Origin of the sequence: Microvirga brassicacearum (assembly GCF_008757455.1) — a bacterium.
In the GTDB taxonomy this organism is placed as follows: Bacteria; Pseudomonadota; Alphaproteobacteria; order Rhizobiales; family Beijerinckiaceae; genus Microvirga; species Microvirga brassicacearum.
On the sequence record NZ_VCMV01000071.1, the window covers coordinates 22353 to 34892 of the forward strand.

The 12540-nt window shown below is 63.0% G+C and carries 10 protein-coding genes; 7 read left to right on the forward strand and 3 right to left on the reverse strand.

Annotated elements, in window-relative coordinates:
• Positions 1–283: 283 nt before the first annotated feature.
• From FEZ63_RS22585 to FEZ63_RS22615, 7 genes are all read left to right on the forward strand, one after another.
• Complete coding sequence (locus tag FEZ63_RS22585) at positions 284–1291, forward strand: substrate-binding domain-containing protein (protein WP_150949494.1); 1008 nt, start codon at positions 284–286, stop codon at positions 1289–1291.
• Between the two features lie 70 nt (positions 1292–1361).
• Positions 1362–2645 carry an ABC transporter substrate-binding protein gene (locus tag FEZ63_RS22590; RefSeq protein WP_150949122.1) on the forward strand — a complete coding sequence of 428 codons (1284 nt, stop codon included), beginning with the start codon at positions 1362–1364 and terminating at the stop codon, positions 2643–2645.
• Positions 2646–2709: 64 nt separating this feature from the next.
• Positions 2710–3561 carry a carbohydrate ABC transporter permease gene (locus tag FEZ63_RS22595; RefSeq protein WP_150949125.1) on the forward strand — a complete coding sequence of 284 codons (852 nt, stop codon included), beginning with the start codon at positions 2710–2712 and terminating at the stop codon, positions 3559–3561.
• On the forward strand, positions 3558–4418 hold the full coding sequence (locus FEZ63_RS22600) for a carbohydrate ABC transporter permease (protein ID WP_150949128.1): 861 nt from the start codon (positions 3558–3560) through the stop codon (positions 4416–4418). Before FEZ63_RS22595 ends, FEZ63_RS22600 begins: the two co-directional genes overlap by 4 nt.
• A 12-nt stretch (positions 4419–4430) precedes the next feature.
• A complete protein-coding gene (locus FEZ63_RS22605) occupies positions 4431–5480 on the forward strand; it encodes an ABC transporter ATP-binding protein (RefSeq protein ID WP_150949131.1) in 1050 nt (349 codons plus the stop codon).
• 11 nt (positions 5481–5491) lie between these two features.
• Positions 5492–6808 (forward strand): MGH1-like glycoside hydrolase domain-containing protein, encoded by a 1317-nt coding sequence (locus FEZ63_RS22610; RefSeq protein ID WP_244622944.1) that lies wholly within the window; start codon positions 5492–5494, stop codon positions 6806–6808.
• Positions 6805–7620, forward strand: coding sequence for an SDR family oxidoreductase (locus FEZ63_RS22615; RefSeq protein WP_150949134.1), 816 nt, complete (start codon positions 6805–6807; stop codon positions 7618–7620). Before FEZ63_RS22610 ends, FEZ63_RS22615 begins: the two co-directional genes overlap by 4 nt.
• A 5-nt stretch (positions 7621–7625) precedes the next feature.
• On the opposite strand, the gene FEZ63_RS22620 is transcribed toward FEZ63_RS22615, so the two are convergent.
• From FEZ63_RS22620 to FEZ63_RS22630, 3 genes are all read right to left on the reverse strand, one after another.
• Positions 7626–8522: a hypothetical protein gene (locus tag FEZ63_RS22620; protein WP_150949136.1), complete on the reverse strand. Its 897-nt coding sequence runs from the start codon at positions 8520–8522 to the stop codon at positions 7626–7628.
• A 5-nt stretch (positions 8523–8527) separates the two neighbouring features.
• A complete protein-coding gene (locus FEZ63_RS22625; protein ID WP_150949139.1) occupies positions 8528–10519 on the reverse strand; it encodes a protein-L-isoaspartate(D-aspartate) O-methyltransferase in 1992 nt (663 codons plus the stop codon).
• A 224-nt stretch (positions 10520–10743) separates the two neighbouring features.
• Positions 10744–12516, reverse strand: a complete 1773-nt coding sequence (locus tag FEZ63_RS22630) for a hypothetical protein (protein ID WP_150949143.1) — start codon at positions 12514–12516, stop codon at positions 10744–10746.
• Positions 12517–12540 lie beyond the last annotated feature (24 nt).

A 12540-nucleotide genomic window follows, 5' to 3' on the forward strand; every position in this document is an offset into this window, starting at 1 on the left:
TTGCGTGACATATCGTAGGCTCATGAGGTGAGACTCGCCAGACGTAACCCGTTCGCTTGCGGCTGCCGACATCCGGATTGCAGCGGGGTAAAAACCCCTGTCTCCAGATTATCGCCGCCTTGCGCTGGAATCGTCCTCCGCTCGGCGATCCGTAGGCGCTTCATGCGCCACACATTACCTTTCGTAAAGTCCCGCCTCATGGCTCCGGGCTGTTCCATGCGCAAACACAACGTTATTGACTTTCCAAAACGTTTCGGATGCACTGGGCTTCGGGGGTCGCATGATGTCGAACCTGAAGCAACTCGCGCAGACCTTGGGTCTCTCGATCACCACGGTGTCTCGCGCGCTGGACGGGTACTCGGATGTGGCGGTCGTCACGCGCGAACGCGTTCGGGCAGCCGCCCATGCGATCAATTACCGTCCAAACTCCGCAGCGCGCAGCTTGAGACGCCGAAAGGCTGAGACGGTCGCCGTGACTCTGCCCATGGAGCCCGGCCGCTTCGGCCCTCCTGTTTTCCTGAATATGCTTGCGGCCTGCAGCCAGAGGCTCGCCGAAGAGGGGCTCGATCTGATGCTGCTGCCGACCGCCGGTCGAGCGGCGGAGATGGAGACCTATCGGCGATTGGTGGATGGCGGACGGGCGGACGCCATCATCGTCGTGCGCACCCGGTTGGAGGATGAGCGCGTGGCCTTCCTCAAGGAACGCGCAATCCCCTTCGTTACGCACGGACGCACAGCGCGCGCTCACGAACATGCCTTCATCGACGGCGACGGCGAGGCAGGCTTCCGCGAGGCGACCCGATTGCTGGCCAGCCTTGGTCATCGCCGGATCGCCCATATTTCGGCGCCGCAGGATCTGACCTTTGCACACCTGCGCCGGATCGGCTGGCACGCCGGTCTCGCGCACGAAAACCTGCCGGAAGCCCTTGAATGCGCCGCGCGACCGACCGAGATCGGCGGCTACGAGGCGACCCGGTGGCTCTTGCAGCAACCTTCACGGCCGACGGGGCTCCTCTGCGCGACGGACAGCATCGCGATCGGGGCGTTGAGCGCGTTGAAGGAATGCGGATTGGTCGCCGGGCGCGACGTGGCGGTGATTGGCCACGACAATCTTCCGTCGGCCGCTTTTACCGACCCGCCGCTCTCGACGATGGAGATCGCCGCCCCCGATGTGGGGTGCCAGCTCGCCGAAATGCTGATCGCCCGCTTGGGCGGCCGCGATCCGCGCGACCTGCAGACCATTCTGCCGGTTCGGCAGGTTCCACGGGCGACGCACGGAAGGCCGAACTGAAGTTGAGAGCCGCTCGTCCTCTCGGACCCGGGTCGAGCGGCGCAAAAACAGGGACCACCGGAGGAAACACATGACCAGACAGGTGACTTTCCGCATCATCGCCCTCGCGGCCACCCTTCTCGCAGGGTCATCCGCAGCGCAGGCGCAAGAGACGATCTTCTACTCGACGCAGCTTCGTCCCATCGAAGAGGCGAGCAAGGTTCGCGACGTCCTGCTGAAGGGCATTCCCGGCAAGGTCACTTACGTGGTCGACGAACCGTCGCCCTTCGCCGTTCGCCTGAAGGCGGAGACGCAGGCCGGCAAGCGCACCATCAGCGTGGTCGGCGCCCTGCACGGCGAACTCCAGCCGCACGTGCCGGGCGATCTCCAACCCATCGACGATGTGGTGGCGAAAGTCGCCAATCGCGGTATTCCGGCAAGCCTGATGGATCTCGGGAAGCTCGGAACGGCCCAGCAGCAATATATCCCGTGGATGCAGGCAACCTACGTGATGGTCGCCAACAAGCAGGCCTTGCCCTTCCTGCCCGCGGGCGCGGATGTGAACACGCTGACCTATGCGCAGTTGCAGCAATGGGCGAAGAATATCGTCGACCGCACCGGGCAGCGCCGGCTCGGGTTTCCCGCCGGTCCGACAGGCCTGATGCCGCGCTTTTTCCAGGGCTATTTTTATCCGTCCTTCACAGGCGGCGTGGTGTCGACGTTCAAGTCGGCGGATGCGGAGGCCGGCTGGAATGCCATGAAGGAATTGTGGGCCGTGTCGAGCCCCAACTCGACCAACTACAATTTCATGCAGGAGCCGCTGCTCGCGGGCGAAGTCTGGATCGCCTGGGATCACATCGCGCGCGTCAAGGAGGCGCTGACGCTACAGCCCGACCAGTTCGTGGCGTTCCCGGCGCCAGCCGGACCGAAGGGCCGCGGCTATATGCCGGTGATCGCGGGCCTCGCCATTCCGAAGGATGCGCCGGATCGCGCAGGAGCGGTGGCGGTGATCGAGCACATGACCAAGCCGGAAACACAACTTCTGACCGCCACCGAAGTCGGCTTCTTCCCGGTCGTCAAGGCGGATCTGCCGCCAAACCTCGCGCCCGGCATCAAGCTCCTCGCCGGTGCAGTGGCGGCGACGCAAGGCGCGAAGGACGCGCTTGTGTCGCTGCTCCCTGTCGGCCTCGGCGCCAAGGGCGGCGAGTTCAACAAGGTCTATAGCGACACCTTCCAGCGCATCGTGCTGCGCAACGAGCCGGTCAAGACCGTGCTGGCGGATCAAGCGAATGTTCTCGCGACCTTGATGAAGGATACCGGCGCGCCGTGCTGGGCGCCGGACAAGCCAAGCCAGGGCCCCTGCCCCGTCAATTGATTGATCCCAAAGACTCGGCGGACCTGTCTCCGCCGAGTTTCACTCTCGTGGTCGGAGCGGTCCCATGCCCGCGCGTACATCCTGGATTCCCTACGCGCTCATCGCGCCATCGGTCGCATTTCTCGGCGCGCTTTTTCTCGTGCCGCTCGTCCAGACCATCTGGCTTTCGTTTGCCACAGCCGACGGCCTGACGCTCGCCAATTACGAGCGGATGACCGGCGATCTGAATTTCTCTCTCGCCGTTCGCAACACCTTCCTGCTGACGCTTGTCGTTGTGCCGATTCAGGTCGCGCTTGCGTTGGCCATGGCGACCATGGTGTCGAAACTCGAAAAAGGACGCGATCTGGCGCTCTGGATTCTCACGATTCCACTCGGAATTTCGGATCTCGCGGCGGGCCTTGCCTGGCTCGCCCTGCTCCAGAACACGGGCTACTTGAATTCCGCATTGTACGCACTCGGCCTGATTTCGGGTCCGGTTGGATGGCTTTCCCAAGAGACGCCCTGGAGCCTCTTCGCCGCCATCGTTCTCGCCGAAATCTGGCGCGCGACCGCCATCGTCCTGGTGATCCTGATCGCCGGACTTCAGCTTATTCCGAAAGAATTCGCCGAGGCTGCGGAGATTTTCGGCGCCAAACCCTGGACGCGATTCCGCAAAATTACCCTTCCGCTGCTGAAGCCGAGCCTGCAATCCGCCCTCATCCTGCGGACCGTGCTTGCCTTCGAAGTCTTCGCGGTTGTCTACGCGCTCGGTGGACGCAACTTCCCCGTTCTCGCCGGGGAAGCCTACACTTGGCAGAACGAAAACCAGAACTACGGGGTCGCAGCAGCTTATGCGGTTCTCATCATGGGGATCTCGCTTGCCGCCACCGCCGTGTATCTGCGCGTCTTGAAGACCCGGCCGGAGCAGCTCCCATGACCGTCAGTGCATCCGAACTTCGGGAACCGGCGCCGAGCCGCGGCCTGACTCTTCCTTCCGCGCGGCGGCTGCTCCTCTGGACAGGCCTTGCGGTGCTCCTGGCGTGGGTGCTGGTTCCAATTTATTTCGTCGCGCTCGGCGCCTTCGGCGGCCGGCTCGGAGTTTTCCGGTGGCCAAAGTCGATCTGGCCGACCGACCTGTCCCTTGCGCCGATGCTGCAATTCCTTGCGATCGAGGGTGTGTTCAACGCGCTGATCAACTCGCTCATCGCCGCGGGGTCGACGGTGTTGTTGTCGGTCGCTCTTGGCGCACCGGCAGGCTACGCGCTGGCGCGCTACACGTTTCCGGGGCAGAACGTTTATCGCCTGCTCGTCCTTTTGACCCGCGCCTTCCCGCTCGCGATTCTGGCTCTGCCGCTGACGGTCTCGTTCATCCGCATGGGCCTCTACGACACGCCGTTCGGCGTTTCTCTCATCCACACGGTTCTTGCGTTGCCCTTCGCGGTCTTGGTGACTCAAAGCCTTTTCATGGGAATTCCGCGCGAATATGAGGAGGCCGCATGGGTCTTTGGCTGCACCCGCTTTCAGGCCTTCCTGAAAGTGGTTCTACCTCTCGCCCTGCCTGGCCTTGCGGCAACGGCGATCTTCGCTTTCGTGATTTCGTGGAACGAGGTTTTCGCCGCGTCGATCCTGACCGTGCGCGAGAGGACGCTGACGGCTTACCTTCTGAAGATCCTCTCCGAGAGCCCGCTCCATTATCGGTTTGCGGGCGGCTTCATCCTCATTCTTCCCTCCGTGCTCTTCATCTTCGCCATCAGGAAATATCTGTTTGCGGTGTGGGGCATTGCCAGCAAGTAACGGAGCGCCTCGATGGCTGATATCGTGATCGATCGGGTGGTTAAGGAATTCGGCTCCTTTCGCGCCTTGAAGGAGGTTTCGCTGAACGCGCGCGACGGCGAGTTCGTGGCCCTACTCGGTCCGTCAGGTTGTGGCAAGACAACGCTTTTGCGCATCATCGCCGGGTTGGAGACCCAGAATTCCGGACGCGTTGTCATCGGAGGACGGGACGTGAGCGAGCTCCCGCCCCGCAAGCGCGGCCTCGCCATGGTGTTCCAGAATTATGCTGTCTTCCCGCACATGACGGTGTTCGAGAACGTCGCATTCGGTCTGCGAATGCAGAAAACGAGCGAGGCCGAGGTGAAGCGGAAGGTGGGGCGCTCAGCCGCGCTGCTCCACATCGAGAGCTACCTCGATCGCTATCCCGCCAAGCTCTCGGGCGGCCAGCGCCAACGCGTGGCGGTCGCCCGCGCGCTCGCCGTCGAACCCGCTGTGCTGCTCATGGACGAGCCTCTGTCGAATCTCGATGCGCTCCTCCGGCTCGAACTGCGCACCGAGTTGAAGGCGGTGCTGCGCGAAGCCGGCACGACTACGATTTATGTGACCCACGATCAGACGGAAGCCATGGGTCTCGCCGATCGTATCGCAGTGATGTATGGCGGCAAGATCGAACAGATCGGCACGCCGCTTGAGGTCTATGCGACGCCTGGCACCCGCTTCGTGGGCGGGTTCCTCGGCAGTCCGCCGATGAACTTCATCAGGGTGGCGTGCTCCGAGGGTGCCGCGCGCATCGGCAACATCACCCTGCCCTGCCCGGTTGCGAGCTCCGAAATGGAAATCGGGTTGCGAGCCGAGGATGCGAGCCTTGCGCCCATTGGATCCGGTATCGGCTTTGATGTCCGGGTGGTGGAGCCCATGGGGTCGCACCTCCTGCTCACCGGGTCCATCGATGGGCAACTCACAAGGATCGTCGTTCCCCCGACCGCCAAGGTGGCGGCCGGCGAGCGCGTCGGCCTGACTGTCGACCCCTCCCGCCTGACATGGATCGACGGCGCCACTGGCCGCGCCGTCGTCCGAGCCTGAATGGAGCCATCATGGATCATATGACCAAGCCCGACATGGACGAGGCTGCGCGCGCAGTCCTGGCGCGGAATGACCGCGGCGGCTACACGGTTCCGACAGACAGGCTTTATCCCTTTCAGTGGAATTGGGATTCGGCCTTTGTGGCAATGGGATTTGCCATTTTCGACATCGACCGCGCCTATCGCGAGCTCGAGCGGCTTGTGGAGGGGCAATGGGATGACGGAATGATTCCGCACATCGTGTTTCATGCTCCGAGCGACACTTATTTTCCCGGCCCGGAGGTTTGGGGAACGCGACACCGGATTGCGACCTCCGGAATCACCCAGCCGCCGGTTTTCGGCATGGCCTTGCGCCATGTGCACGACGCGGCGGTGGCCGCCGGCCGGCCGGATGCGGCGGATCGGACGCTCGCGCTTTTTCAAGCAGCCTTGCGCTCCCATCGCTGGTGGCTCAGCGCCCGCGATCCGCATGGTCTCGGCCTTGTCTCGATCCTTCATCCCTGGGAAAGCGGAAGCGACAACTCGCCGGCCTGGGACGAGGCTCTGGCGCGCGTTCCTCCCACCACGACCACCGCGATCCGTCGCAAGGATACGGGGCATGTCGATCCTGCCATGCGCCCGCGCGATGAGGATTACCAGCGCTTCATTCACCTCGTCGATGTCTACCGCGACTGCGGCTGGGAGCCGGCGCGGCAATGGGCGGTTGCGCCGTTCAAGATCGCCGACGTGCAGATGACCGGAATTCTCGCCCGCTCGACCGCCGATCTCATTTATCTGGCGGAGGCGCTCGGCCTTGAAGGGGAACGTGCAGAGCTTGCCAGCATGCATCACGCGCTCACCACAGGCCTTGCCGGCCGCTGGCGGCCGGACCTCGCGCGCTTCGTGTCGCTCGATCTCGTCTCCGGCGAGGATGTCGGGGCGCCGACACAAGCCTGCTTCATGCCGCTCGTGGCCCTGCACGTGGACCATACCCAGCTTCAAGCGGTGGAGGCCGAGATCAAGCGGTGGCTCGAGGGGATGGTTGTCGGGCTGCCGTCGACCGCTCCCTATTCGCAAGCGTTCGAGCCTAAGCGATACTGGCGCGGACCGGTTTGGGCAGTCGTCAATTGGCTACTCGCCGACGGACTGCGTATGAACGGCGCACTGGAGCTTGCCCGACAAATCGAACAATCGACTGTCAGCGCGATCGAGCGGAGCGGGTTCTGCGAGTATTTCGACCCGACCACAGGTGAGGGTCTGGGTGGCGATGCCTTCTCCTGGACGGCTGCCGCGTATCTGGTGCTCAGCCGGCGCGGACACGGCCCCTCTGCGCAAGCGACCAGACCATGAATCCCGACCGGCTGAAGGGCCGCATTGCCTTGATCACCGGCGGATCGCGAGGCATTGGGCGCGCCGTCGCCGAACGCTTCGCTTTCGAGGGTGCGACGGTGGCAATCAACCACGTTCGCGACGACAACGAAGCCGCACTTGCCGTCGACGCGTGCACGACAGCATCGATCAATGGCGGCCACGTCAAACGCCCGCATCGCATCCTTGAGGCCGACGTGAGTTCAGCTGCGGCGGTCGACACCATGATGGCCGAAATCGTGGCTGCTTTCGGCCGGCTCGACATTTTGGTGAACAATGCAGGCATCCAGTCGCCGACGCCAGGAGACGTTTTCGAGGCTGCGGAACTCGAGCGGATTATCGGCGTCAATCTTCTCGGCGCCGCCTATTGCGCGCGAGCGGCCATCCGTCATTTTCTGATGCGTCCCGAGCCGCGCGGAGTTATCATCAACACGTCCAGCGTGCATGAGGTGATCCCCAAGCCCGGCTACCTCGCCTACTCCATGAGCAAGGGCGGGCTCGGCAATCTCACGCGCACGCTCGCGCTCGAATTTGCCGACCGCGGAATTCGTGTGAACGGCGTAGGCCCCGGCGCGATACTCACCAGCCTCAACGATTCCTGGCGCAATGATCCGGCGGACCGCGCCGGCGTTGAACGTCATATCCCCATGGGCTACGCTGCAGCACCCGACGCAATTGCGCCGGTCTTTGCTTTTCTGGCTTCCGATGAGGCTGCTTACATGACGGGGCAAACGCTGTTTGCCGATGGCGGCCTCACGCTCTATGGCGATTTCAGGGATAACTGGGCTTCATAGGAAATCTACGTTAGCGCGCTGAAACGACCCGGAAGATGCGAGGTGCACGCCATGACCCAGGTGATCGCCTCCCGGTCATATTCATCACCGGAGCGCCAACCGTCAAAATACGTGTTGAGCCGCTCCACGCGATCGGGCCAGACATCGGCGGATTGCAGCCCCAGGGAGACGCCGTAATTGGTGAAAGCGAATTTGGTGGCACGCTGCCACGGCGCGCGACAGAAATAGCCGGGCGGATCGACCCACATTCCATCCAGCGTTCGAAGCGCACGCCGTGTTTGCTCCTTCGCCCATGGCTCATCGGGAAAGAAATGAGCGAGCCACAGCATCATGCCGAGACCCAGATCCTGCTCGATATCGAGACTGCGCCAGTCGCGCTCGATCAGAATTCGCATCTGCGCGATCTCGGGCGCGAGCGCCTCCTCATCGAGCATCCGATACGAAACATAACCGTCATAGGCGTCGATAGCACCGAGGCCATATCCCGGATACGGCCCGCTCAGATCTTCGGTCATCTTCCAAACGACGCCGCGTCCGGGAATCACGAACGCCCGATGGATGTCGCGCGCCAATGCGATGCCGCGCGCGCGATAATCCGGCTTCACGTCCCCGAGCCGCGCCAGCGCAAACAACCACATGGCAAGATAGTGAAAGTATTGTCCATCACGATCAGCCGCCTCCCCGATCCGAAATCCGCGCGGGCGGCCAAGCACCCGCTCCACATCGGCGACGAGCCATTCGGCGCGGGTCAACCAGCGCTCCTCGCCAAGTTCGCGGTAAAGCGAGACATAGAGCACGACCCCGAAAGCGTCGGTCCAGAGATAACGAAGACCGTTCGGCCAAATGTGCTCTGCCTGCATCCAGTCAAGCTTTTTCAGCACATATGGAATGTTGCGAAGCATTGCCGTCACAGCCCGAATGGATAGGTGTCCGGCAGGCCCGGCTTCGCGTGTTTGGGGCCGAGGGGCGTCACTGCGGAGGTTTCATCGAACCAGACCCAGGCATCGAATTGCTGTGGCAGGGAAGCGTCGGCGTAGTGGCTCATCAACTCGGTGTCAGGCCGGTAGATAACGCCGATGAAACGCTCCAGCCGCGGCTCCAGGAGCTGTTGCCGAAGTGTTTCGTGTCGACCAGGATCGAGCAGGAAGCGCGTTACACCTGCGTCGTGGCAAAGCCGCTCGTAACTGTCGGGGTGAGAGGGCTGGACACGCTTGATTTCCATATCGCCGTCCCAATCGGACGCCGCCGCGACGGTGCCCGTGTGAGTGCCGAAGCCGATCAGCGCAGCCTCCTCGCCGAACCGTTCGCGGCAGAGCTGACCGATGTTAAGTTCATCCCGGATTACCCCCATCTCCGTGTGGCGCGCATCGCCGATATGCGAGTTATGGGCCCACACCACCGCCTTCGATTGCGGGCCGCGGGCTTGCAGAAGATGCTCGAGCGTTTCAAACATATGCGTGTCGCGCAGGTTCCAGGATTCCGCGCCGCCATAATACATGATGCGGTAATAGCGCTCGGCGGAGGCGACCAGGCGAGCGTTCTGGGTTGCATCGAGAAAGTTGTCGCCGTCGGCCTCCCCGTATTCCAGCTGCTTGCGGAGCAGGTCCTGGCATTGTTGCAGCACTGCCTGTTCGCATTTTCCGTAGCCGGAGGTGAGCACCGCGCGGCCATAGGTCGACGGCTCCTTCTGCCACGGCGTCAGACACCCGTAACGCTCTCGCGCGATCACGGCTGCTTCCGGATCAACCCGGTCGAGATAGGTCAGAACCGCCGCGATGGACGCGCTCATGTTGTAGATGTCGAGGCCGTAGAAGCCGGTGCGCTGCTCCGGCTCGATCGGGTCATTATGCGCTCGCAGCCAACCGATGAAGGCGTCTACATCAGTGTTGCGCCACATCCAGGTGGGAAACCGTCGGAATGGAGCTTCCAGGCCGGGCCGGAACGGCTGATGGTGCCGGACGTAGCGGTCAAGGGCGGCAGCATCCGGCCAATCCGCCTCGACCGCCACGATCGTAAAGCCGTGCTTCTCGATCAACCGGCGCGTGATCGCCGCCCGCGCGCGGTAGAATTCCGAGGTGCCGTGGCTGGCCTCGCCCAGCAGCACCACACGCCGGTCGGCGAAGCGATCGAACAATTCTCCAAATCCCGGATCGCTGAATTCAGGCAACGGCTCGGCGGCGTCGGCGATCATTTCTGGCAAGCTTTGGTAACGGGAATTGGCGGGCTGATTTGCGGCCCGGCGGCGGCCACCCTCGGCCCAGCCCTGCTCACCGATCAGCGGCACGAAGCTGACCGCGCCAAGATCTTCTTCCTCGTAGTCAGTTTCGGTCGTGCGCGTCGCCTTGAGCAGCCTTTGATGCCCGCCGCCCGGCCCCACCGGAATGACGATCCGGCCGCCGATGGTCAATTGCTCTCTCAGCGCTCGCGGCACATCCGGACCGCCCGCTGCCACCAATATGGCGTCGAACGGGGCGGCTTCAGGCAGGCCGCGCGTGCCGTCGCCCACGCGTAGATCGATGTTGCCATAGCCGAGCCTGCCAAAGCGATGCTGCGCGCTTTCCACCAGCGAGGGATGGCGCTCGATTGCATAGACCGTCTTGGCGATCCGGCTCATCACTGCGGCTGCATAGCCCGAGCCGGCACCCACCTCGAGAACGCGATTGCCCGGTTTGACCTCGGCTGCCTCGATCATCAGAGCGACGATGTAGGGCTGCGAGATTGTTTGGCCGGCGCCGATCGGCAAAGGTCCGTCCTCGTAGGCAAATTCCTCGAAGCCGGGCTCGACAAAGGCCTCTCGCGGCACCTCCCGCATGGCATCGAGAACGTTGCGGTCACGTATGCCGCGCCCAGCGAGCTGAGTTTCAACCATGCGATTGCGAAAGCGAGAAAGATCGAGCATAGCGACGGCTCCGGTTCGTCCAGACGTCAGCCCCTCTTGGAGCGCGTTGCCCACTTTCGGCCGCGCCGAGCTCGCGATAGAAATCCCCCTCAGGGCTCTCCCCCGTTAACTCGAAGCCCGGCCCGCCGTTCCGCGGGGCGCCGGTCGCACACAGGGAGCAACGAGGCACCGTCGCGCTTGTCGTCCGGGGCGCGACGAATTCCGAAACGTTGAACCGCCCTCTTCTAATCGCCGTGGCAGATCGTGACAGATTTCAACTGCGCCTCGAGCAACGCCGCGTAGCGACAGCTCATCGCCTGCAAGCGGACGCGTTCCTCACCCGGACTGATCGCATCGGCCGCCATGGCGAACGCCCCCAGCTGAAATGCCAGATAACACGGCTGCATGTAGGCGAGTACATCCGGATCGATCACACGTGCGGAACAGGCCTCCACGATCGCACATAGCCGCCTAGTTTCGTCGGGAGCGAGGTGAAACTCGATCCTTGCTCCGGCCACGTCCCACGCGATGTCCTGGTGCCCGATGAGGTCATGTGCGGTGCTGTGATCGAGTGCATCCGTCTTTATCAGCTGTTGATCGACAATCAGCCACTCCCATGCGTGCATCCGGTTGTCCGTGTCGACAGGTCGGACTTTGTGTTGCAGTTCCGGCCATCGGCACAGGACACCTGCGAGCGCATCTGCAGCGCTGTCGCCAAGAGCCATGCGCGCGTTGTGAACCGCCATATGGGCCAGCGCTTCCAGCGACGCGCCCTGACTTCCTGCTGATTCCAGATGTCTGCCCCGAAATCCGAGATACGCCCCAATCCGCTCGATGAGACGATCGCGGTCGAATGAAACCTGATCCAGGGATGGCGCGTGCTCGTGCCACTTTTCGACAAGAAATCCGTGCCGGAGGCCCGCAATCGATGGCGTGAAGCCAGCGTGATGAAGAAGGCGGCCCGTTTGGAGCTTTTGCTCGCCGAGCTCCCCCAACCCCGCAAACTTGACGAGCCACGATTGCCCACCTGCGCGCGCCATGTACTTTCGGCGTTCCTGCTGAATATTGGACGCGGGCCATTCTTCAGTGCTGGCATAACGCTCAGCCCGCGATGCGCCGCCAGATATGTCCCGCAAGGGACAATCGAGAGGTCCCAACAATGTTTCGAGCCATTCTGCGAGAGAGCGGCATTCGCCGGGTGGCCGCAGCAGAACGTCTTCAGCCGAAACCACGTGCCGCGCGACGCTGCCCCAAAGCGATCGATGAACTTTACTGGCTCTTGGCCCAAGGTCGTTGTCGTGGCTCGGAAAAAAGTGAATGGAGTGGCGGGCGACCCCGTTCGCCTCCAGCCAATCGGCGACCGCGCCGAACGAACTTCCCGTTAAGCCCGGTCCTTCATCGACGACAGCAAAATCTCTTCTCGGATTCATTCTCAGTCGGGCAGCAAGGGCAGCGCCGATTTTGAGCTCGCGGCAACGTGGATCGCCCACCGGCCGCACTGTAACCGGCGGCTCCGCGCCGATTCCGGCAGCAACCAAAGCCGCAAGCCCGGTCCCGATGCTTCTGATGCCGATGACCTGAGTGTCGGCGCCCAGCCCCGAACATGCGGCGGCCTGCAGGTAGGCCTCCGGATAGAGCGCATAGAACGCGTAGCCTTCCGCTTTTCTGCATGAAATGGCGACGGTTCCATCCAGGCTTGCCAGTCTGCGCGTGAGAGAAGTCGGCAACTCGATCGGCGCGAAGCCGCTTCGCCAGGACCGATCGAGCAGAAGCGCCAGGTCGACGAGGAATGCCATCCCGGTGGCCTGCGCGTCGGATACGGCATCGAACCCAGTGCGCTGAAACTCAAAGTCGGCGATCCCCTGCACGAGTTCGCCGGCGGTGACGAACGCTGAAACGAGCGCGGCATGGCGCTCGATACCCACCCCTGGCTTCGCGACGCCGCGGAGTGCGGTTTCAATGAGGTCTCGTTTTTTTCCTACAGTCTCCAGACGCGTCACATCGCCGTAGACCAACATTTCGAAACCCCGGCAGACAGGCTG